This is a genomic window from Rhodococcus sp. C3V (assembly GCF_029269915.1).
GTDB classification, from domain to species: Bacteria; Actinomycetota; Actinomycetes; order Mycobacteriales; family Mycobacteriaceae; genus Rhodococcus_F; species Rhodococcus_F qingshengii.
This window is the reverse complement of the sequence record NZ_JARJBE010000001.1, coordinates 606,421-628,403: the sequence shown is the minus strand read 5'-3', so window position 1 is coordinate 628,403 and position 21,983 is coordinate 606,421. Positions and strand designations below refer to the sequence as shown.

The following is a 21,983-nucleotide window of genomic DNA, read 5'->3' as shown; positions in this document are numbered from 1 at the left end:
TCAGCCTCGGGAGTCCGTCTCCTGCTCGGTCGACACGAACCACGCCGCGATCTGTGCTCTGGAGGTGAAACCCAATTTGGTCAGCACGTGCTCCACATGCCCCTGAGCCGTGCGAAGCGAGATGACGAGATGGTTTGCGATAGCGCGATTTGTCAGTCCCTGGGCAACCAGTTCCGCAACTTGCTGCTCACGAGGAGTGAGGTGAGGCCCTTCAGCCGACGACGCAGTCGTGACACTGGAGCGCTTGTCGAGCGCATATGCGACAGCTTCACCCTCGGACATCGCAAATCCGCTGCGAAACGACTTGTCGAAAGCATCGTCACCCATGGCTTTGCGAGCAGTCTCTGCAGCAGCCTCGTGATGAGCTGACAAACCCGGCAGGCCCGCCAGCCGTCCCCCGACCTTCTGCCAATACATGGCTGCCGCACCGAGCAGAACCGCTGCATGCTTCCAATCACGTTGCGCTGCAGCAATCCAAGCCAACGGTTCGATACACCACGCCGAGTTCATCGGGGCATCGAGAATTCTCAGACTTCGAGTCAAATAATCACTTGCGCCATCCAATTCACCTCGAAGCCAGCTCACGAGCCCGAGGGTTCCCAGCGCAAATGCATGGAACATCATCTCGTCGGCGGGCACGGTGATCGCGAGAGTCTCTTCGTTGCACTCCACCGAGCGATCAAGGGCTCCGGACAGGAAGTACGCGACTCCCAAGGTGTCCAGGCCGATCACCACATGCAGCAGATTCTTGTCGAGTCGAAACAGCGTCAACGCGGATTCCAGCTTGGCTGTAGCGGTATCGAAGTTACCTCTGAAGGTATCGACGTATCCGTCTCCCCACGCCGCCAAGCCGCGCGAGCGCACATCCGCCAAGTCGTTTGCCAGGCGCCAACTCTCGTCGACCAACTCTTCTGCCCGTTCGAGTTCCCCCTGCATCGCGTGATTCACGGCGTCGATGGCCAAGACATCCACTCGGAACGGATCCAGCTCTCGATCCTCTGCATTCAAGGCTCGATCCGTCCAATAACGCGCCTGCACAAGTAATCCACCTGCAAGCCAGAATCTGTACAACGCACCGACCATTCGCGTTGCAGATCGCGCCTCTCCGGCAGTGGAAATCGAGTACTCCAACGCATCGTTGACGTTGCGCTGTTCACGACCGAGCCTTGCGATCCAGGCAGCTTGCCGGCCACTGATCCACTCGGCTTCCGCATGAACGACCAGTGCCTCGAACCAATCACGATGGCTTCGACGCAGAGCGGAATACTCACCGGCGGACTCCAACTTTTCATGTCCGTACTCCCGGAGTAGGTCGAGGAGGTGGTACCGAACATCCCCGTCGGTTTCCTCACGAATCAGGATGGACTTCTCGACCAACGCGGTGACGAGATCGAGCACTTCGGTCGAATTCATGTCCTGCCCACACACGCCCTCAGCGGCGTCGAGATCGAACCCACCCGAGAACACCGACAACCTCCCCCACAACTGCTGTTCGGTTGGCGAGCAGAGGTCGTAACTCCAATCGATCGACAATCGCAGCGTCTGTTGACGACTCGGAACGTCGCGTCCACCCGTTGTAAGAAGTCGGTATCGATCCGAGAGCCTGTTCATGATCTGCTCAGCAGACATACCACGCAGGCGAGCTGCCGCCAGCTCGATCGGAAGTGGGAGTCCATCCAAGTCATGACAGATATGCGCAACGGCGCGCTTGTTCTCCTCGGTGAGGGTGAAACCAGGTACGACGGAAGCCGCACGCTCGGTGAACAACGACACCGATTCGTACTGGGCAATTCCCTCGAATTCGGGCGGCTGTTGCTGCGGTGTGGTGAGTGAGGGAACGCGCATCGTCACCTCACCGCCCAGGCCCAGCGATTCGCGGCTCGTCGCCAGGATCTTGACGCCGGCACATCGCCGTAGGATCGCGCCTACGAACACAGCGACGGCATCGACCAGATGTTCACAGTTGTCGAGCACCAACAGCAGACTCCGATCGGCGCAGTAGTCGATCAATGCCTGCAGCGGGTCCGCCGACGAGACCGACCGGACACCAAGGGTCACGGCGACATGATCTTCGAGGAGATCCGAATCTGTCTGCTCCCCCAGTTCCACCAACCAGGCACCATCTCGAAACACCCGTTGCAACGCGCCCGCAAGTCGGATCGCGAGCCGTGTCTTGCCCACGCCACCGATCCCGGTGAGTGTCAACAAACGGGACGTCTCGAACAATCTTCTGGCGTCGGCCAACTCACGCCGACGACCGACGAAACTCGTCAGCTCCAAGGGCAGGTTGCCGACAACTCGCTGGTCGGCTTCTGAGCGCACAGCGGATGCCATCGACCGACTCGCTTTCTGCCATACCACTACACAACAACGCTACCCCCACGATCGGCCTCCCGAGCAGCACTCACGCGAGCATGTGATCGGAGCCCACTTGTTCTCCCCCGAGTGCGAGATGCACGACGGCCACACCGGTGTCACGCAGACGAAACAACGTATTCCTACTCTGGCAGACAGACGAAGGGAGAGCGACATGCCGCCGCGCCGTAGATCGGTACTGCTGACGCAACTGGTAATCGATGCTCCCGGAAGTCCACAACAAACGATCCTCGACGAACTGCGGCGAGTGATTCTGTCGGGTTCGGCGCCTCCGGGTACCCCGATTCCTCTCGGCGACGTGGCTGATGTGTTCGGTGTCAGTCGAATACCTGTGCGGGAATCACTGAAAACACTGGTCGGAGAGTCCTTGGTCGACCATCGACATCAATTCGGCTACACCGTTGCTCAGCTGACGCCGGCAGAACTGCGAGAGATGTACATCGTCCGCGAAACTCTCGAATCAGCTGCATTGGCCGTCGCCGTCGAGCAGGCAACCGAAGAGGATCACGAACACGCCGTCGAGGTGAACTCCCGTTTGGAGATCGCATTGCGCTACGACGACTCTCAGTCCTATCACTGCGAGAGCCGAAACTTTCATCTCGCACTGACCCGACCGTCTCAGATGCTTCGACTTCTGCACATGTTCGAAGCTGCCTGGAACATCACCGAACCAGTACAGCCGATGGTCCATGTTGCCGGCGTCGATCGCCGGGTTCTGCACTCGGATCACACCGCGATGCTGGACGCATTCCTGCGTCGGGACGCATCCGCACTTCTGAGCGCTTCCGAAATCCATCATCGCCGACTCAATACCGTGATCGCGACTCTACCGACAGACACCGGTCTATTGGCCGAAAAAGATATACCGATCGCGCAATAGTCGTGCAACACAGCATCGATACCTTTCTCTCAACACAGTTTTCATCACTGACGCTGAGAGCTCGTGGCACCGTCCGCTGATTTCCTGCACTGATGCACAGGAGCTGTCATGACCGACATTCTTCCGTCCCGAACGACCACTACCCCCACTCCCCCAAAGGAAAGCGGATCGGGTGACCTTGTCGAAGCCGCGGGTCACCCTGTCGGAAGCGGCCTTATCAAGCCGGGCTACGACCCTCGTTTGACCAACGAGGACTTGGCGCCGCTTCGCAAGCAGACCTGGTCGTCGTACAACATCTTCGCCTTCTGGATGTCCGACGTACACAGCGTCGGCGGATATGTCACTGCCGGTAGTCTTTTCGCACTGGGATTGGCCAGCTGGCAAGTACTCGTCGCCCTGCTGGTCGGTATCACTGTCGTCTACTTCTTCTGCAATCTCGTCGCCAAGCCCAGCCAAGTTACCGGCGTGCCGTATCCGGTGATCTGCCGCAGCGTGTTCGGCGTCCTCGGCGCGAACATCCCGGCAATCATTCGTGGCCTGATTGCCGTGGCTTGGTATGGAATTCAAACCTTCCTCGCTTCAGCAGCCCTCGATGTCGTACTGATCAAACTCTTTCCGTCACTCGCGCCCTATGCCGTCGTCGAAGACTACGGATTCGCCGGACTCTCCGCACTGGGCTGGGGAAGTTTCATGCTCCTGTGGGTACTTCAGGCCTGTGTCTTCTGGCGAGGCATGGAATCGATCCGCCGCTTCATCGACTTCTGCGGGCCGGCTGTGTATGTCGTGATGTTCATGCTGTGCGGCTACCTGATCTACAAGGCAGGCTGGAGCGCCATCGATCTCACGCTCGGCGACGTCAAGTACTCGGGTTTCGACGCCGTGCCGGTCATGCTCGGTGCGATCGCTCTGGTTGTCTCGTACTTCTCCGGACCGATGCTCAACTTCGGCGACTTCTCCCGCTACGGAAAGTCGTTCGCTGCCGTCAAGAAGGGCAACTTCCTCGGTTTGCCGTTGAACTTCCTCGTATTCTCGGTGTTGGTCGTCGTCACTGCATCGTTGACGCTGCCGGTGTACGGCGAACTGATCACCGATCCCGTTGCGACCGTTGCACGAATCGACAGCACCTTCGCCATCGTTCTCGGCGCGCTCACCTTCACCATCGCCACGATCGGCATCAACATCGTGGCCAACTTCATTTCCCCGGCCTTCGACTTCTCCAACGTGAGTCCGCAGAAGATCAGCTGGCGCGCCGGCGGAATGATCGCAGCGATCGGCTCGATCCTCATCACGCCGTGGAACTTGTACAACAATCCGGACGTCATTCACTACACACTCGAAACCCTCGGAGCCTTCATCGGTCCGCTGTTCGGAATTCTGATTGCCGACTACTACCTCGTGCGCAAGCAGAAGGTGATCGTCGACGAACTGTTCAGCATGTCGCCGACCGGAACCTACTGGTACAGCAAGGGATACAACCCTGCTGCAGTGATCGCCACCGTGGTGGGAGCCGTCGTCGCGATGGTCCCGGTCCTGGGCAAGGACCTCACCGGGATGTACACCGCAGCGCAGTACAGCTGGTTCATCGGTTGTGGGCTCGGATTCACCGTCTATTACCTACTCGCCGCGCGCTCTTCCTCAGCTGTCCGGAATGTTTCCTCTCCCGACACTGTGACGGTCGACTGATCGTCATGAGAATCAAGGTGATCAACCCCAACACCACGTGGGCGATGACCGCCAAGATCGAGGAATGTGCCCGGACCGTCGCAGGCTCGGGCACATTCGTCGAGGCCGTCAGCCCTGCCATGGGTCCCGCGTCGATCGAAAGCCACTACGACGAAGTTCTCAGCGTCCCCGGAATCCTGACCGAGATCGCCGCCGGAGAAAAGAACGAAGTCGACGGCTACGTCATCGCTTGCTTCGGTGACCCAGGTCTTGATGCAGCCCGAGAGTTGGCCAAGGGCCCCGTCGTAGCTGTTGCCGAAGCGGCAATGAACTACGCAAGTTTCCTGGGTCGCGGATTCAGCATCGTGACCACTCTCGGTCGAACCCGCGGCCGCGCAGCCGATCTGGTGGACCGGTACGGCATGCAGGCTCGGTGCCGGGGTATCCACTCCTGCGAGATTCCGGTTCTGGAACTCGATCGTGATCCCGACGCGCGAAAGGTGATCTTGGAAGCCTGTTTCGACGCATTGGAGCAAGACGACTCGGACGTCCTCGTGCTGGGTTGCGCCGGCATGGCGGACCTGTGCCAGGACTTGTCCGACGAACTGGGTGTCCCGGTAGTCGACGGCGTTGCCGCTGGGGTCACGATGGTTCAGTCGTTGGTCACCCTCGGACTGTCGACCAGTTCGCGCGGCGAGTTCGCACGGCCACTTCCCAAGAACTACACCGGTACACTGACACCGTTCTCGCTGTGAGCGTGCCTGAGCGAGAGTCGAACACCTGTCACCAGCAGCGCCAGGATCGCGAACAATACTCCAGCCCAGACTAATTGGCGGGTTTCGAAATGCGCGAGAAACAGGCCACCGACCGCAGTGCCGAGCGTGATCCCCAGGTTGGAGAACGAGATGAAAAGGCTGTTGCCGAATTCAGGCGCGTCGACTGCGTCTCGCCCCATCCAGCTCTGCGAAACCACCAGTCCACCGGAATGCACTACACCCCAAACCAACACGGCTACAACCATCGCGCCGAAGTACGGGCCCGCCAGATAGAGCATCACGTAGACGACGATGTACAGCAAGGGAAAAGCCACAACCGTGCGCACCACCCCCTTGGCGAGCAGAGCCCCGAAGACGAAGTTGCCGAAGATCATCACGACACCGAAAGCCAAGAGCATCGCGCTGATCCACGATCCGCTCATGCCGGTCACTTCGCCGAGATATTCGGCAAAGTATCCGTACACCGAGAACATGGCTGCGAAGACGAAGGTGACGGAAAGAATGGTCAACCACACGCGCGGCCGGCGAAGTATCCCGACCTGTGCACCGTACGACAGGCGTTGTGTCACAGGAGCCGAGGGCAGAAGTACGACAATCCCGAGAAACGCGAGAACGTTGACCACGGCGCCGAACACGAATGCTGTCGACACCGAAAAGTTCTCGGCCAAATAGGACGTCAAGGGCACGCCGAACGCGAATCCGACTGTGACGCCTGCAAATACCTTGGTCACCGCGGCGGTCGCCTGTTCCGGCGATACCAGACGAACCGCACTTGCAAGCGCGACAGCGAAGAAGACCGGATGAACCACGGCGGGGATGATCCGAAATGCAAACATCACCTCGAAACTCGATGTGGTCGCATACACCACATTGGAGACCGCAAAGACTGCAATCGCTACCAACAGAACGGTTCTCCTGTTGATTCCCGAGGTGATCAGCGTTGTGAACGGACCGGTCACCGCCACGACGAGTGCAAACACACCGACCAACCATCCGGCAGTCGACGCGGTGATACCGAACTTTTCGCTGATCTGAGGCAGAACCCCGATAATGCCCATCTCCGTAGTGATGATTCCGAATACACCCAACGCCAGAACCGGTATCAACAATTTCGACTTCACGACACACTCCTCACTACTACGTCACACAAGACAGTTACATATCTAGATATGTAGATATATTTGGTTGAACAAACCGGCCGACGAGGGCAATTCGGCCGCTACAGCTTTTCGCGAACGAATTCCCTGAACTCGCCGATCACGGATTCGTTTCGTCGGTAATACGTCCACTTCCCGATGCGCTCGGACTCGAGCAGACCCACATCTTTCATGCCCTGCAGGTACCCCGAGATCACCGACTGGGCAAGTCCCGATCGCCCCTGGATGTCACCGACACAGACTCCGATGTGAAACCCGAGATCCTGCTGCGTATACGAGTCCTCGTCGAAATACTTCGCCGGGTGCGCGAGCCACTCCATGATCTGCAGGCGAGTCGGGTTGGACAGCGCCTTGAAGATCGCCAAAGCATCCATGGACCACACCCCTCTGCACGACAACCGGAACGCATCTACTTTTGTGGATATGTTTGGCGAAGTCAAGTCCGATCCAGACCGAAAGCCGTCTGCGTCACATCGACGCATTCGAAGTGAGCTGTGACACTTACGTTTCGACGACCTGCGGAAATCTCAGCGCCGACTTTCTATCTGTGACGACTTGTTTATAGTTATCGCCAACAACGAATTGCCGGAAGTTTCCGGTTCACCTCAGAACGTCCGTGGGTGAACACAATTCGCTCAACACCAGCCGTACCCGGCTTGTCATTCGGGAGTCGAACCATGAACACACCGCATCAGTTCAGGGTCGTCACCTCATGGTGATGTCGAAGCTCGCCAAATGGCAGCTGGTCGCCCTCGTCGTGGTTGCACTCCTGGGTTTGATCTATGTCGGAGCGAAATACGTACGGCTGGACAACCTTCTGGGATTCGGCCAATACACGGTCAAAACCGAACTGGCGACGTCCGGTGGCATCTTCACCAACGCCGAAGTGACCTATCGCGGTGTACCCGTCGGACGCGTCGGTGACATGTCGCTCACGTCCGACGGAATCGAAGTCGACCTGTTGATCGACAGCAGTGCTCCGCAGATTCCCGCATCCGCGCGGGCCGTGGTGGCCAATCGCTCAGCCATCGGCGAGCAGTACGTCGACCTACAGCCCGATACCGACCAGGGCCCGTTCCTCGAAGACGGCTCGGTGATCGCCGTGGGCGACACCACCACGCCGATCCCGATCGAGAATGTCTTGACCAGCGCCAACGGTCTGGTGCACTCCGTTCCGGTCGACGCACTCCACACCGTCGCGAAAGAACTCGGCGCGGCATTCAACGGCAAGGGCGAAGATCTGCAGGTACTTGCCGACTCGCTGTCGGGGATCTCCCAGTCGGGCCTCGACACCCTTCCCCAGACCCTCGGACTGATCCGCGACAGCCAGACGGTGCTCACGACCCAGTCCGATCAATCGTCGGCGATCAAGCAGTTCAGCACCGACCTCGACGCACTGACGGCGCAATTGCGCACCAGCGACCCCGACATCCGACGCGTGATCGACAACGGCATACCGGCCAGCGAACAAGTCGGCTCTCTCGTCACCGAAGCCGGCCCCGCGCTCACGACCAACCTCTCCAACCTCTCCGCCGTTGCAGCGGCAGCCGCACCGACACTGCCCTCGCTGCAGCCCTTCCTGCTCTTCCTGCCTGCGCTCGCCGGGGCGGCGCCCACCGTTGCACCGGGAGACGGCACAGTACATCTGGGCTTGGTACTCGAGACCAACAACCCGCTCTCGTGCACCGTCGGTTACGAAGGGACCATGGCGATCCTCGACGAGATGAAGCGCAAGGACCCGAACTTCGACGACACGACGCAGAACTTCCCGTTGAACACTGCCGCCAACTGCCAGGCACCTCAGGGCAGCGAAACGGGAGTTCGTAGCGCCAACCGCATCGCGTTCGCCGACCCGAACACCTCGCAACCGTGGGACAGCAAGCCCAAGGTGGACCCGGACAAGCTCAACCTGAACCCGATTGCCACTCAACTCGCACCGATGCTCGGCGCCACCCCGAAGTAGCCGTAAACAACTGGCACCATCGACCCTCCGCGACGATGATGATGTGATGTCGGAAGGAACGCCTGAAGGCGAGTCACAGAGCATGTCACGAGGTTTCGACGAACTTGTCGCCGAAGCGGAATCCGCCTCCGTCGACGGGTGGGATTTCTCGTGGCTCGACGGACGCGCCACGGAGCAGCGTCCGTCGTGGGGGTACCAGAGGCTGATGGGTGAACGTCTCGGCCGCGCCGGCGCCGCATTGGACATCCAGACCGGCGGCGGCGAAGTCCTCGCCGCTGCACCGTCACTCCCGCCGGTGATGGCAGCAACCGAATCCTGGCCACCGAACATCGCCAAGGCCACCGCCCTTCTGCGTCCCCGAGGTGTGGTGGTGGTCGCGGATCCGGACGAGCCGCCGCTACCGTTCGCCGATTCGGCTTTCGACCTGGTGACCAGCCGACACCCAGCGACGGTGTGGTGGACCGAAATCGCGCGGGTACTCGAACCGGGAGGAACGTACTTCGCTCAACATGTGGGTCACGCCAGCGTGTTCGAACTGGTCGAGTACTTTCTCGGTCCTCAGCCGCAGGCTCGTCGCGGACGGCACCACGAGGACGAAACTGCCGACGCGATTGCGGCCGGGCTCACCGTCGTCGACCTTCGTTTCGAGCGTCTGCGCATGAAATTCTTCGACATCGGCGCCGTTGTCTACTTCTTACGCAAGGTGATCTGGATGGTTCCGGGATTCACCGTCGCGCAGTATCGGGACCGGCTCCGCGAACTCGATCAGCAGATCCGTCGCGACGGATCTTTTGTCGCCCACTCGAGTCGATTCCTGATCGAGGCACGCAAGAGCTGAGCGCACCGCGACGGGCCGCACATCCCGAACGTGATCGATGCTGCTAGTCGGACTCGTCGGCGTCGCTCCGCGAGCCGATCGCAGCGGCAAGGTAGTCGCCGAGTTCACGCTGAAGGTTCGCGTCGAGTGCCCGGGCCAGTGCCGAATGTACCGACGCCACACCGAGTTCACGCATCGTCTGGAGCATCTCGGCTGTTCCGGCAACCTCGTCGCCCTCCGGGAGCCAACCGACCCCGTGCTGATCGACGATGCGATCCTTCGCCGCCTGAATCAGGTCTTTGGCGATCCCGTCCACAGCGTTGTGAAGCTTTTCGTGCACATCGACCAGTTGATCGAGAGTGAAACCGTAGTCGAGGAGACTCGAAAATCCGCTGAGCAAAGCAGGATCGGTGAAAACGCAGTTCTCTCCTTCGATCTGTACCAGTCCGAGATCTACGAGACGATCCAGTTGACCATCTGCATCTCCCCCGAGAAACTCGCGTACGACGGCCATCTCGATACTCACGGTGTCGCTGCGGGACCATGGTTCGGTGACCGCGTGCTGCAGACCCAGCACCTCTGTCAGGTCTTTCCCGCTTTCCCACCCGGTGATGAAGTCGTCGATATGCGCAGTGGTGAAACCTCGTTGAAGAAGCGTGTCGATCAGCTTGAGGCGTTCGAGGTGCGCGTCGCCGTAGATGCCTACCCGCCCACGCTTCTCCGGCGGAGGAAGCAATCCACGTTCCTGATATGCCCGTACATTCCGCGAGGTGGTGCCCGCAGCGCGCGCTAGATCGTCGATGCGGTACTCGGTCACCGCCTCGTCTCCTCTGCCGCGTCGGTCGTCACGATTCCAACTTAGTGGCAACACCAGGCCGATCAGAACCCGGGATCAGGTCTGCGCGGTGTCTTTCTCGCGCACCGTGCTCGTGTAGTCCCGAAGATCCACCGATTTCAATTGGTTCACGTACTGGGTCGCGAAACCGGGAAACATAGTGGCATTGAATCCTTCGTCGGTGAGATACCAACTCGAACATCCCGAGTTCCACGTGGTCTTCGACAGCCGACGCTGCAACTCGACGTTGTACGCATCTTCGACATCTTGACGAACATCGAGTGCCTTGAGGTCGCGCTCGAGAACGATCTTGATCGCTTGGGCGAGATAGTCGAGTTGCGCTTCCATGTACACAAGGGCGGAACTGTGCCCCGGACCCGAGTTGGGTCCGAAGGTGAAATACAGGTTGGGATAACCGGATACCGCAATGCTCTTGTACGCACGCGCCCCGGATTTCCACTCCTGGGCGAGCACACGTCCGTCCCGGCCGATGATCGGGACCGGTGTTCCGGTCTTGCAAACGTCGAAGCCGGTGGCGAAGACGATGCAGTCGAATTGATGCTCGATCCCTTCGACCGTGCGAATGCCATGTGGCGCCAATCTCGCGATCGGCCAGGTCACGAGTGTGCAATTGTCTTGCTGGAGAGCCGGGTAATACTCGCTGGTCATCAGCAACCGCTTGCACCCTGCGCGAAAGTCGGGAGTGAGTTGTCGCCGCAACCACGGGTCCTTCACCTGCATGCGCAGATGAAGACGCCCGACTGTTTCCACCACCCTCGTCAACGGGGATTCCCACACCACCCCGAGAGCTACCGATTCGTGTCCCCAGTACCAAGCCCGACGCGCCAGCCTCTGGACGACCGGATGACGACGGTACAGATCCTTCGTGCGAGATCGGGTGCGTAGGTTTGCTCGCGGCAATGCCCATCCCGGTGTTCGTTGGAAAACCTTCACTGATCGTGCAGTTTTCACGAGTTCAGGGACGATCTGGACGCCACTGGCCCCGGTTCCGATCACTGCGACCCGCTTGTCGGTGAAGTCGTAGTCATGGTCCCAGCGAGCACTGTGAATCTTGTGTCCTTCGTAGCTCTCCAAACCCGGAACAGCAGGAAAGCTGACGTTCGCCAGCGGACCGGACGCCATGACGACGGTCCGGGCAATGACCGCTTCACGGCCCTCGAGCGCGATCGCCCAGACACCTGTCTGCTCGTCCCACTCGACGCCCGTGACGTTGCACCGAAACCGAATCTTCGGCTCGAGGCCGAACTCTTTCACCATCGTTCGGATGTAGCCGAGGATCTCCGCGCTGGCCGAGTAGGTGTGCGACCAGTCCGGGTTCGGGGCGAAACTGTACGAGTACAGACGGGACGGAATGTCGCACGCAGCTCCCGGATACGTGTTGTCGCGCCACGTCCCGCCGACCTCCGTGCCGCGTTCGAGAATGACGAAGTCCTCGATACCGTTCTGCTTCAACCGAATCGCCGCTCCGATTCCTGCGAAACCTCCACCGATGATCGCCACTGACAGTGGCTCCGCAGTACTCATGCGAGTGGCTCGTACGTAAGTTCTTTGGCCCAGGTCGGCTCGGAATTGAGCCTGCTGCCGGAAAGTCGGCCAGTGACCTTGACCATCCGATCGGCAAGCAGATGGTAGGGATGCTTGCGATTGATGACCATGTTGCCGTGCCACTTCACCACCCGATACATCGGGACCCGGAGCGCGGCCGGACTCCTTTCGCCTACGTTCCTGAATCGCTTCATCGCGGTGTAGAGCCGTTCCTCGTTCACTCCCATGTCGACGATGTTGTCGCGCATCTTGTTCAGCAGCGGGATGTAGCGAAGTGTCCCGATGATCAACGCCGGATTCATCCAGGCGCCGACGGTTTCGACAACTAGCTTGCGCGTCGTCGAGTGCCCGAGCATCTCGATTACCGCAAAATCGACCGCCAGATGCCTGGACTCGTCTGCATTGATCTTCTTGAACACAGCCTGACAGACCGGATCCTCGATCTCGTCCATGATGAACTTGACCAGGGCTCCGTCGAGCGCCACCTCGAGCATCGGTATGACGGTCCCGAGAATCGAGAGCGACAAACCGTCGGAATGCTTGTCCAGCCAGTCGATGACGAGCTTGACGTTGATGTTGGGCTCGGGCATCTCGTCGCCGTCCAGCATTCCCCAACGACGCATCAGCGCGAGTTCGGCGTTGGCGTGCTTCTGTTCCTCGGCGTGGAAATGCCGATAGATGTCTCGGAGAGTTTCAGTCGGCGCCTTGAGAGCCATCGCAGCGAAGCCACGGGCACCGACGTTCTCGATCCACATCAGGTCCGACATGAATGGTTTCAGCTTCGCATGAAGCTCTGGACTGATCGTCTCGGCGCCCGGAGCATCCCAGTCGATGTCCACCAGAGCCCATTGGCGGTCCTTGATCTTGTGCAGCATGCCGTCGAAATCGAAGGACATGTCACGCTCCTTTCGTGCTCGGCGAGTTCGTCTCCGGCGCCGCCGAACTTCCAGATGATCCCGACTTCTGTTTCGGTGCAAAGCGATTGAGAACTCCACAGCCCCAGGTGTATGCAACGGGTAGATACCGTTTGAGTCGCCAGATCACCTTCGCATCGAACTGCGGCACCACGTAGAGTCGACCCTTGTCGTAGGCGTCGAGAGTGGTGACGGCGATGCGCTCCGGCGAAAAGCCGGTTCGCCGCATCAACGCTTGCGCCAATTGTGTTGCTTCCGCGGTGATTCGGCCGTCGAGAGCAACATTTGTCTTGACGAAGGTCGGACACAGCACCGTCACCCGCACTCCCGTACCGGCAAGTTCAGCGGACAAGGTCTCCGAGAGCGACATCACGGCGGCTTTACCGACGTTGTAGGGCGCCATCAGCGGCGCAGCCGCAAACCCAGCAGCCGAGGCCACGTTGATGAATCCCCCGGCGCCGCTCGCACGCAGTTGTGGAGCGAATATCTCACAGCCGTGCACGACACCCCACAGATTGATCCCGAGTGCCCACTCCCAATCGTCGAAACCGATCTGGCCCACCGGTTTTCCACCGATACCCACCCCGGCATTGTTGATCACCAACGAAAGCGGACCCGCAAGTTCGAGTTCCGCGAACAACGCCAGGTCCTGAACCTGCTCACGAATTGACACATCGCATTTGACGGCGTGCGCGGTACCACCGATCTCATCGATGAGTGCCACTGTTTCCTTGGCCCGTTCCAGCGAGATATCCGCGCAGATCACCTCACCACCTCTGCGCGCCAACTCCAACGAAAAGGCACGGCCGATTCCGCTGCCGGCGCCGGTCACCACTGCGCGGGCATTGTGGGACGACTTCGATCCGCGGTTCTTGGTCGGTTTCTTGGTCGGCACCAGTCGGCTCACCTTGAAGACGCTTCGACTGCTGTGTGTTTCTCCATCTCCAAAGAGTCATCCACAACCGTGCCAGTTGTCAATGGCCTAGAATTCGATGGCGGAATACGCGGCAGTCGAACCAGTACCCGGACTGCTCGAATGAAGTCTTTTGTCGACCGACCGTGACCTAAACGGGGTGCGCGGTCTTCCAATGCTCGGCGATGTCGATGCGCCGCGCGATCCAGACCTTCTCGTGTGACTGCACGTGGTCCAGAAATCGCTCGAGAGCGGCCGCACGGGCAGGGCGGCCGACTATGCGGCAGTGCAACCCGATCGAGAGCATCTTGGGCGATCCGGCCGTCCCCTCCGCATACAGCACGTCGAAGGCATCGCGTAGGTGCGCAAAGAACTGATCACCGCTGGGAAATCCTGCGGGAGAGGCGAAACGCATGTCGTTGGTGTCAAGGGTGTACGGAACGACCAGGTGCTTCACCGATTCTGCGCCACGCGGAACGTCGACCCAGTACGGCAGATCGTCGGCGTATGAATCGGAGTCGTAGACGAAGCCGCCGTGCTCGACCACCAATTCGCGGGTGTTCGGTGAATCGCGCCCGGTGTACCAACCGAGGGGCGCCGAACCCGTCAGATCTCGCAGAATCTGCACTGCCTCGGCCATGTCTGCGCGTTCGCGCTCGATGTCCACGGATTGGTAAGACTTCCAACGTAATCCGTGGCACGCGATCTCGTGGCCCAACTCCTGAAAAGCACTGACTGCTTCGGGGTTCCGCTGCATCGCCCGCGCCACCGCAAAGACCGTGAGAGGCAGGTTTCGCCGCTCGAAGGTTCGCAGTACACGCCACAACCCGGCCCGTGAGCCGTACTCGTACAGCGATTCCATGCTCATGTGTCGATTCGGAAATGCCTCTGCCGGAGTCATTTCCGACAGAAATGTTTCCGAAGCCGCGTCCCCGTCCAGGACGTTGTTCTCGGCTCCCTCTTCGTAGTTGAGCACGAACTGAACCGCTATCCGCGCGTCGCCGGGCCAGTGCGGATGCGGCGGATGAGGGCCGTACCCCACCATGTCCCGGGGATAGTCGTCGCGCGGATAGTCGTTCATGCCAACAACTTTACCGTCAGCGCCCGGAGATCACAGCGCGAGCAGCGTCGGTGAGTACGCCGAAGACTCTCAGCCGCGCCAGGCCACCGTCCGGGAAGATGTCCAGACGAACATCGGTGACCTGGACTTCGGAATCGATCGGAAAGCGATGGCGCGTATCCGGACGCAGCGTCGTGCGCGGCAACAGTTCGATCCACTCCCCCTCCGACGTCCGCCCGGTCAGAGCACCCTCACCTGGACTGTTTCCGAGGAAGTACGAGGTGTCGATCTCGACGAAACTCAGCACGCCTTCACCTGCGAGTTGTACTTGCACCCAGTCGTTTCCGTTGTCGCGGCGCCTGGCGGTCTCCCACCCGTCACCCATCGAAGCAGCGCGTCCGGGAAACAGGATGTTCTGCGGTGAGCTGTAGAACATGTTGGAGCAATCGGTCACGCGGCCACCGTTTTCGAGTGCTGCGAGGTCCAACGGCCCGGCATCGAGGAAACGCGGGTCCGGCCGCGCTTCGCCGTGAACACGGAATCTTGCCACGCCGCCGTCCGGGTAAATGGTCAGCTTGACGTGCGTCCACCGCTGCTCCGACGCCACCGAGAACGGATTCTCCGAGTCACCGCGCACGGTCGAGCGCTCGACGATGGTTGTCCACTCGCCGGATCCGGCCAGGTCGGCGGGATCCGGATACCCGTCGACCGAGATTGCTTCCACCGAGATCTCGGGCGGGTAATTGCCCTTGAACCACGCGGTGTCGACCACGACGCCTCGCACCACTCCGGGAACACCGAGTCGGACGATCGCCTCGTCATGGCCTGCCACCCGGCGGCGACGCGTCTCCCAACCGTCGTACACCTGCCCCTTGTGACCGAACGTCGCCGGCTGGTACCCGGCCTTGCCTGGGCGGATCAGGGCCTCACGCTCGGCAAACGCCTCGTCGTTCGCCCAGATGACGGCTCCGCCGAGGGTGCGCAGTGCCAGATCGGGCAGCAAGGTGAATTCGGTGGTGCTCATCGGTCAGTGTTCTCCTGTGATCGGTGTGGTGCGTCCTACGAGGTGACGGAGTGCGTTGGTGTCGGCGCTCGGGGCGAGCCGGAGAACTTCGGATTCCGGATAAGCCCCCGCGTCGAGCCCGCGCAGTACCACCGCTGCGAGCGCCTGGGCGGTTGCAGGTTCGTCCATCACGTCGCCACCTTGGCGCCCCAAGTACGACTGGATGCGCGGGGCAGCGGCGCCGAGCGCGTTGCGATAGAAGCCGAACGTGGCGAGCCAGCGGGTGACCAGATGCCCGGGGTGCATGTCCCACCCCTGGTAGTAACCGCGTTCCAGGGACCGCGTGACGAGGCGATGGTGCCGAGTGATCGCGTCGCGGATCGCCGTGGCGCTCCCGACGGGCGCGACCTGAGTCGACCCGTCGCACACCCAGACGCCGGTCTGCGCGGCAGCAGCCAACATGACAGCCTTTGCGTGGTCTGCCACCGGATGTTCGAGCGACTGATGACGCGATGCAATTCCGCAAGCTGCACTGTAATCGTAAGTGCCGTAATGCAAACCGGTCAGACGACCGGCACCGCGATGGATGGCCTGAGCAACTGCCACCGTTCCGTCGGCCGCGATGACCGCCTGCGGGCTCTCGATCTGCAACTCGAACCGAAGCGAACCGAGCTCGAGTCCGTGCGCCTTCTCCAGCTCTTCGCAGAGCAACACCGTCGCCGTGACCTGCTCCACCGCGCGCAGTTTGGGAACAGTGAAGACAAATCCGTCCGGCACTCCGCCGGCCGCGTCGAGCACAAGCTCCAGCGTCCTGATCGAGCGCCGACGCTCACCGGCCGGCAACCCCTTGAACCTGATGCCACTCCAGTTCGGCCCGGCAGGATCAGCGCTGAGCGCGGCAAGCGTCTGTCCGGCCGACGTCGCTGCAGCGTCTTCTTCTTCGTCGCTGCGGCGTCCGTACCCGTCCTCGAAATCGATCCGAAAGTCTTGGACCGGCTTGCGGCCGAGTTGAACTCGCACATCAGCGAGCGCATTCTCCGTGTCGAGATCGGCGAACACATGAGCATGGGAATCGAGAAGCGCGATCGCCTGCTCACCCCAGAGTCGAGGCGTGTCGACGGTTGCATCCGCGGCACTGACGTAAATCGTGTGCACGGGTTGGATCTCGTCACGGTTTCCCGGGTACTGCACCGCGAGCCGCTCGTCCACCGGATCCAGAAGTCCGTCCAGACGATCGTGGACGGCGGCGGAGAGTCGGGATTCTGTCATCGGACGATCTTCTCAGAACGTCCGCGAGCCCGCAGGTTCTCACGCCGCCGATCCAATCCGAGTCAGCGGCCCCCGACGAACGGAACGTTGACGAAGCTCGGCCGGTCTGCAGCCAACTCGATGTGCTGCGGTTTGAGTTGGCTGTCGGCGAGCATCGGGCCGAGCGCCAGGTATCGCGGCACGCTGGCAGCGTAGACGTCGACGCGGAGCCGGTGCCCCGGTTGCAGCACTGCGTCCGTCGGGAGCATGTTGATGTCGACGGTGGTGACCTCACCGGGAACCACCGGCTGACGCGTGTCGATCGTCAGATAGTGGTGCGGTTCACTGTAGTCACCGTTGGCCGAGCGAGTGCTCTTCGAATCGTCGACTGCCCGCAGCGACGCAGTCAGAGCGCCGTTCGTGATCGGTGTCGATGTTCCGTCCGGTGCTACGTCGTTGACCGTCGCTGCCCAGAATCCGTCCGTCGCGTCCAGGACGGTCTCGAGGTGGACGTTGATCGGGCCCGAGAGTGAGGTCGGCTCCGTCACTGCCTCACCGGTGAACGTCAGGCCCTCCGCTTCCTGGAATCGGGAATCCTTGGAACACGTCGCACCGAGCACCACGGAGATCCCGGCAGTTCCCTGAGTTCCGTCACCGGAGCAGAAGCCTCGCAGTCCTGGTGCGACTGTCAATCGCGCTGCGGCACTGGGCGGGTCATTCGTCAGCGAACCGTCGTACGCTGCGTGGGCGGCAGTACCGCTGGGCGCAGAGTTCAGATACATACGTTCGTAGCTCGCACCGGCTCGCGGGAACTGATCGTCCGTGATCCATCCGCCGCCTTGCTGGAACATCGTCACCGGACCGTAACGATCGATTCCGTTGTCGATGCCCTTGAGCCACTTGTCGAACCACGCACGTTCGAGTACGTCGAGGCGCGGCGGCGCACCGTCCTTGCCGAATCCTCCACCGGGAGTGACGTGATAGCCGTTCCCCATGATCAACTGCTTCTGCCCGGGCGGCAGATCGATTCCGTTGTAGATCCGCGGCTCACTGTTGGCGAAGATGTCGTGCCAACCGCCGTAGACCATCGTCGGAACGGCGATGTTGCCGACGTCAGCGGCTCGGTCCTGATAGAACTGCCCGTCTTGCGCGACTTGCAGAGTCGACGGCGACACGTCCTCGATTCTCTGAGCCGTCATCGCTTGCACCAGTTCAGGAATCAGCGTTCCCGGATCCTCGAGGCGGCTCGCCAACCACAGGGGATCGAAGTTTCCTTGCAGGATGTCCTGAACGTTCGGGATGAGTTTGAGCCCGTTGACCGCGGTCAACCACAACGGCATGAACCCGACTCCGAGGCCGCCACCGGTTCCGACGATGTCGCGCAGCAGATCGTTGCCAGGTTCGACCGGGAAGATCGCCTTCAGTGCAGGTGGATTGTTGCTCGCCGCCTGCACCGAGTTGATCGCGGAGTACGAGATGCCCGCCATCCCTACTTTCCCGTCGGACCATCCTTGCTTGCTCATCCAGTCGATGACCTCGACCGAATCCTGTTGCTCGCGCTTACCGAGCACGTCCCAATTACCTTGGGAGAAGCCGGTTCCACGTGCATCGACCACTACCTGCGTGTATCCGTTCTGGACCAGATCACGGTTGACGCCGAGAACCCTGGCGCCTCCGCCGGCGATGACGCCCGTCAACTCCGACACGCCGTCGAACGGCGCCGCGAGGTCGAGCGAGTTCGCAACGTCCATCAGCGTCTCACCGACCTGCGGGATCGACAGAGCTGAATCCACCAGTGTGTCCAGCAGTTTCGTGTACGGCGTGATGTTGAGGACCGAAGGCGTCTTCGATTCCACGGCCCGCCCGGATGCATCCGCCGGTCGGTACACATTCGCTTGCAGAACTGTGCCGTCACTCATCGTGATGGGCACGTCCCACTCGATGGAGACCCCCGGATACTGCGGCGTCGCCTCCGTTGCCGCGAGCCAGGCCTGCCCGTCCGACCCTCCCGTCGGATCCGCAGAAGCGACGGCGCTCGGCACCGTCAATCCCACGACGCACAGCCCCACCGCAATCGTTGTCGACCTTCGACGTAGAAGTCGTGTCCTCACGAAAACCCCAATTTTCTGTTGTGATGACCCAGCCCTGCCCCCACGACAGTGACCGGTGTCACGAACTTACCGGATAGTAACTTCCGTCCCATATGTCGTCAATAGGTCTGAATGCCGACCGGACGGCTAGCTTTGAAGATGTGTCACGATCACCGCTTCCCGTCCGCGACGGCCTGAACCCCAGTCGCATCCGTCAGCCCGACGACGGCATGTGGACGACGACGCTCGACTACCTGCTCGAACGGTTCCCCCAGGACGCCGTCCGATTGCGGGAGAAGGTCGCAGCCGGGGAGGTCGTCGACGAGAAGGGTGTCGGAATCACCGAGACGAGCGCTTTTGCTCCCCGGCGGTTCGTCTACCTGTACCGCGACCCTCCCGTCGAAACGCGGGTGCCGTTCGAGATCGACGTCCTTTATCGGGACGAAAACATCTTGGTCGTGGACAAACCGCACTTCCTCGCGAGCACCCCCCGCGGGCGATACATCGCCGAGTCGGCACTGGTCCGATTGCGTCGGGACCTCGAACTACCGGAGCTGAGTCCAGCTCATCGCCTCGACCGCGTCACGGCGGGACTGCTGCTGTTCACCGTGCATCAGGCGGCCCGGCGCGACTACCAGACCATGTTCGCCGAGCGCCGCGTCGCCAAGGAGTACGAGGCCATCGCGCGTCACGACGCTCAGGTGAGCACCCCCGTGGTCGTGCGTAGTCGCATCGTGAAAGAACGCGGCGTGCTCAAGGCCGCGGAGATCGAGGGCGAACCCAACAGCGAGTCGCGGATCGAACTGATCGAAACGCGAGACGGCTTCGCGCGGTACCGGTTGACTCCCCATACCGGCAAGACCCATCAACTTCGGCTGCACATGACCTCGCTCGGGCTCCCGATCCACGGCGACAACTTCTATCCCGACTTCTACGACGTTGCCGCAGAAGATTATTCGAACCCGCTGCGCCTGCTGTCGAAGGTTCTCGAGTTCGAGGATCCGAAGACCGGCCGGCTGCAACGGTTCGAAAGTCGGCGGACCCTGTCCTGGCCGGACGAATCAGGCCGTGGCGACTCGCCGTAGGGACCCCGGACCCTTCCACTGCGCCTCCGATACCGGGAGGATGGAAGCGCAGACCGCACCGCAAGAGGAGACCAGATGAGCAAGACCGCCGTCGTACCCGAAGCCGTACGGGAGATCGAGCGCAAGTACGAGGCGCCGGCCGAGCAGGAAGTTCCCGCCTTGGGCGGACTTCCCGGTGTTGTCGGCGAACCGGTCCACGACTCGATACAGCTCTCTGCCACCTACTTCGACACCGCGGACTACCGGTTGCTGGCCGAGAAGATCACGCTGCGCAAGCGTGAGGGTGGCGACGACGCGGGGTGGCACATGAAACTTCCCGCAGGCCAGGACACTCGAACCGAAATCCAACTTCCCCCGGACGAGAGCACCGATGTGCCCTCGCCGCTGTCGAGTCTGATCCGGGCGATCATTCGCGGTCACGATCTGGTGCCGGTCGCCCTGATCATCACCGATCGGGAGCGCACCAGGCTCAACGGCGAAAACGGTGTGCTGCTTGCCGAAGTGGTCTCCGACACCGTCATCGCCTGCAAGGCAGACGGTTCCGGAGAGTCCACGTGGCAGGAAGTCGAGGTCGAACAAGGCGCAGGCGGGCAAGAGCTGGCCGATGCAATCGAGTCGGTTCTACTGGACGCCGGGCTGGAGCGCTCTGCGAGTCCGTCCAAACTCAAACGAGCACTGGGCACGTCGGTCACACCGTACGCCGGTCACGAGGTCACCTCGGGCAAGGCGTCGAATCCGCGGATTCTGTTGCGTAATTACCTCATCGAACAATTGCGCGCACTGGTCGCCGCGGATCTCGGCACGCGTCGGGCCGACGACGAAGCCGTTCACGACTTCCGGGTTGCGGCACGTCGCATCCGCAGCGCTCTGCAGTCGTACGCCGGCCACTCCCCCAAGACCGACGATCTCATCACGGATCTGCGGTGGATCGGTGGAAAGTTCGGTGACGCCCGCGACGTCGAGGTCCAGTGGGAGCGTCTTGTGGAACGCCTCGGCGAAATCGACGAGATGCCCGAGCGAGAAGCTGTGCGAGCTCGAATCGACGAGTTCTTCTCTGCACGTGGTGAAACCGCCCAGGAAACAGCCCTCGAGGCGCTCGATTCCGAGCGATACACCACGCTGCTCGATCGCCTCGACGAGTACGTCGGCGACCTCGAATTCGACACCGCCACCCACCGCGTCGGAAAGAAGGCATCGGCACGAGAGTTGGCCCATACCCTGCGGCACCTGGCACACAAGGTCGGTAAGCGGGTCGATCACGTCTTCGATGCCGATAGCCGCACCGAGCGTGACGAGCGAATGCACCGCGCCCGCAAGGGAGCCAAGCGGATGAAGTACGCGATCGAGGTCATGGAACCCGTGTCGAAGAGCCGAGCGAAGCGTGCACTGAAGCATTTCAGCCACTTCCAGGATGTTCTCGGCGAGCACCAGGATTCCGTTGTCGCCCAACATCATCTACTTGCAATGGCAGCCGAGCAGGAGCATACCTCGCTCACCAGTTTCGGATTGGGCATGGCCTACCGACGAGAACTGGAAATAGCCGACGGGCAATCGACCCTGCTACGCAAGACGTGGAAGGAAGCCGTGAAATCAGCATCGTCACTCTGGTGACGTCGCTGTAACCAGTCGACCGATCTC

The 21,983-nt window shown here is 61.1% G+C and carries 18 protein-coding genes; 7 read left to right on the top strand and 11 right to left on the bottom strand.

Annotated features, from left to right (window positions below):
* Nucleotides 1–2,334, bottom strand: coding sequence for a LuxR C-terminal-related transcriptional regulator (locus P3G66_RS03170; protein WP_276116164.1), 2,334 nt, complete (start codon nucleotides 2,332–2,334; stop codon nucleotides 1–3).
* Between the two features lie 196 nt (nucleotides 2,335–2,530).
* Here P3G66_RS03170 and P3G66_RS03165 point away from each other — a divergent pair, with 196 nt between their 5' ends.
* From P3G66_RS03165 to P3G66_RS03155, 3 genes are all read left to right on the top strand, one after another.
* A complete protein-coding gene (locus P3G66_RS03165) occupies nucleotides 2,531–3,256 on the top strand; it encodes a GntR family transcriptional regulator (RefSeq protein WP_003940512.1) in 726 nt (241 codons plus the stop codon).
* A gap of 108 nt (nucleotides 3,257–3,364) precedes the next feature.
* Entirely contained in the window at nucleotides 3,365–4,939 is a 1,575-nt protein-coding gene (locus P3G66_RS03160; RefSeq protein WP_276116162.1) for an NCS1 family nucleobase:cation symporter-1, read from the top strand.
* Between the two features lie 5 nt (nucleotides 4,940–4,944).
* Entirely contained in the window at nucleotides 4,945–5,673 is a 729-nt protein-coding gene (locus P3G66_RS03155; RefSeq protein WP_003940161.1) for an aspartate/glutamate racemase family protein, read from the top strand.
* Here P3G66_RS03155 and P3G66_RS03150 read toward each other — a convergent pair.
* Together P3G66_RS03150 and P3G66_RS03145 are read right to left on the bottom strand one after the other, a co-directional pair.
* Nucleotides 5,640–6,815, bottom strand: a complete 1,176-nt coding sequence (locus tag P3G66_RS03150) for an MFS transporter (protein ID WP_003939751.1) — start codon at nucleotides 6,813–6,815, stop codon at nucleotides 5,640–5,642. The two genes, P3G66_RS03155 and P3G66_RS03150, sit on opposite strands and share 34 nt — an antisense overlap.
* Before the next feature lie 98 nt (nucleotides 6,816–6,913).
* Nucleotides 6,914–7,225, bottom strand: coding sequence for a metalloregulator ArsR/SmtB family transcription factor (locus P3G66_RS03145; protein ID WP_007733929.1), 312 nt, complete (start codon nucleotides 7,223–7,225; stop codon nucleotides 6,914–6,916).
* Nucleotides 7,226–7,566: 341 nt separating this feature from the next.
* On the opposite strand from P3G66_RS03145, the gene P3G66_RS03140 reads away from it, so the two are divergent.
* Together P3G66_RS03140 and P3G66_RS03135 are read left to right on the top strand one after the other, a co-directional pair.
* Nucleotides 7,567–8,814, top strand: a complete 1,248-nt coding sequence (locus P3G66_RS03140) for an MlaD family protein (RefSeq protein WP_041816170.1) — start codon at nucleotides 7,567–7,569, stop codon at nucleotides 8,812–8,814.
* An 82-nt stretch (nucleotides 8,815–8,896) separates the two neighbouring features.
* Entirely contained in the window at nucleotides 8,897–9,652 is a 756-nt protein-coding gene (locus tag P3G66_RS03135; RefSeq protein ID WP_276116271.1) for a class I SAM-dependent methyltransferase, read from the top strand.
* A 43-nt stretch (nucleotides 9,653–9,695) separates the two neighbouring features.
* On the opposite strand, the gene P3G66_RS03130 is transcribed toward P3G66_RS03135, so the two are convergent.
* From P3G66_RS03130 to P3G66_RS03095, 8 genes are all read right to left on the bottom strand, one after another.
* Nucleotides 9,696–10,448 carry a MerR family transcriptional regulator gene (locus P3G66_RS03130; protein ID WP_030535276.1) on the bottom strand — a complete coding sequence of 251 codons (753 nt, stop codon included), beginning with the start codon at nucleotides 10,446–10,448 and terminating at the stop codon, nucleotides 9,696–9,698.
* A gap of 75 nt (nucleotides 10,449–10,523) precedes the next feature.
* Nucleotides 10,524–12,011, bottom strand: a complete 1,488-nt coding sequence (locus P3G66_RS03125) for an NAD(P)/FAD-dependent oxidoreductase (RefSeq protein ID WP_276116161.1) — start codon at nucleotides 12,009–12,011, stop codon at nucleotides 10,524–10,526.
* Entirely contained in the window at nucleotides 12,008–12,928 is a 921-nt protein-coding gene (locus P3G66_RS03120; protein WP_276116160.1) for a ferritin-like domain-containing protein, read from the bottom strand. The genes P3G66_RS03125 and P3G66_RS03120 overlap by 4 nt, the downstream gene beginning before the upstream one ends.
* A 1-nt stretch (nucleotide 12,929) precedes the next feature.
* A complete protein-coding gene (locus P3G66_RS03115; RefSeq protein ID WP_276116159.1) occupies nucleotides 12,930–13,841 on the bottom strand; it encodes an SDR family NAD(P)-dependent oxidoreductase in 912 nt (303 codons plus the stop codon).
* Nucleotides 13,842–14,010: 169 nt separating this feature from the next.
* Nucleotides 14,011–14,940 carry an allantoinase PuuE gene (gene puuE, locus P3G66_RS03110; protein WP_116057940.1) on the bottom strand — a complete coding sequence of 310 codons (930 nt, stop codon included), beginning with the start codon at nucleotides 14,938–14,940 and terminating at the stop codon, nucleotides 14,011–14,013.
* A gap of 16 nt (nucleotides 14,941–14,956) precedes the next feature.
* Nucleotides 14,957–15,943 (bottom strand): allantoicase, encoded by a 987-nt coding sequence (gene alc, locus P3G66_RS03105; protein WP_064443813.1) that lies wholly within the window; start codon nucleotides 15,941–15,943, stop codon nucleotides 14,957–14,959.
* A 3-nt stretch (nucleotides 15,944–15,946) separates the two neighbouring features.
* Nucleotides 15,947–17,191, bottom strand: a complete 1,245-nt coding sequence (locus P3G66_RS03100; protein WP_276116157.1) for an aldolase/citrate lyase family protein — start codon at nucleotides 17,189–17,191, stop codon at nucleotides 15,947–15,949.
* Between the two features lie 62 nt (nucleotides 17,192–17,253).
* Nucleotides 17,254–19,281, bottom strand: a complete 2,028-nt coding sequence (locus P3G66_RS03095; protein ID WP_039973373.1) for a CocE/NonD family hydrolase — start codon at nucleotides 19,279–19,281, stop codon at nucleotides 17,254–17,256.
* A 140-nt stretch (nucleotides 19,282–19,421) separates the two neighbouring features.
* On the opposite strand from P3G66_RS03095, the gene P3G66_RS03090 reads away from it, so the two are divergent.
* Nucleotides 19,422–20,345 carry a pseudouridine synthase gene (locus P3G66_RS03090; RefSeq protein WP_193594984.1) on the top strand — a complete coding sequence of 308 codons (924 nt, stop codon included), beginning with the start codon at nucleotides 19,422–19,424 and terminating at the stop codon, nucleotides 20,343–20,345.
* 75 nt (nucleotides 20,346–20,420) lie between these two features.
* On the top strand, nucleotides 20,421–21,956 hold the full coding sequence (locus tag P3G66_RS03085) for a CYTH and CHAD domain-containing protein (RefSeq protein ID WP_007733905.1): 1,536 nt from the start codon (nucleotides 20,421–20,423) through the stop codon (nucleotides 21,954–21,956).
* The last annotated feature ends 27 nt before the right edge of the window (nucleotides 21,957–21,983 follow it).

Excerpts from the sequence above, each read along its gene's own strand:
- P3G66_RS03100 (WP_276116157.1), bottom strand. The coding sequence starts at position 17,191 with ATGACAGAATCCCGACTCTCCGCCGCCGTCCACGATCGTCTGGACGGA.
- P3G66_RS03135 (WP_276116271.1), top strand. The coding sequence starts at position 8,897 with ATGTCACGAGGTTTCGACGAACTTGTCGCCGAAGCGGAATCCGCCTCC.
- P3G66_RS03120 (WP_276116160.1), bottom strand. The coding sequence starts at position 12,928 with ATGTCCTTCGATTTCGACGGCATGCTGCACAAGATCAAGGACCGCCAA.
- P3G66_RS03160 (WP_276116162.1), top strand. The coding sequence starts at position 3,365 with ATGACCGACATTCTTCCGTCCCGAACGACCACTACCCCCACTCCCCCA.
- puuE (WP_116057940.1), bottom strand. The coding sequence starts at position 14,940 with ATGAACGACTATCCGCGCGACGACTATCCCCGGGACATGGTGGGGTAC.
- P3G66_RS03165 (WP_003940512.1), top strand. The coding sequence starts at position 2,531 with ATGCCGCCGCGCCGTAGATCGGTACTGCTGACGCAACTGGTAATCGAT.
- alc (WP_064443813.1), bottom strand. The coding sequence starts at position 15,943 with ATGAGCACCACCGAATTCACCTTGCTGCCCGATCTGGCACTGCGCACC.
- P3G66_RS03170 (WP_276116164.1), bottom strand. The coding sequence starts at position 2,334 with ATGGCATCCGCTGTGCGCTCAGAAGCCGACCAGCGAGTTGTCGGCAAC.
- P3G66_RS03145 (WP_007733929.1), bottom strand. The coding sequence starts at position 7,225 with ATGGATGCTTTGGCGATCTTCAAGGCGCTGTCCAACCCGACTCGCCTG.
- P3G66_RS03085 (WP_007733905.1), top strand. The coding sequence starts at position 20,421 with ATGAGCAAGACCGCCGTCGTACCCGAAGCCGTACGGGAGATCGAGCGC.
- P3G66_RS03125 (WP_276116161.1), bottom strand. The coding sequence starts at position 12,011 with ATGAGTACTGCGGAGCCACTGTCAGTGGCGATCATCGGTGGAGGTTTC.
- P3G66_RS03155 (WP_003940161.1), top strand. The coding sequence starts at position 4,945 with ATGAGAATCAAGGTGATCAACCCCAACACCACGTGGGCGATGACCGCC.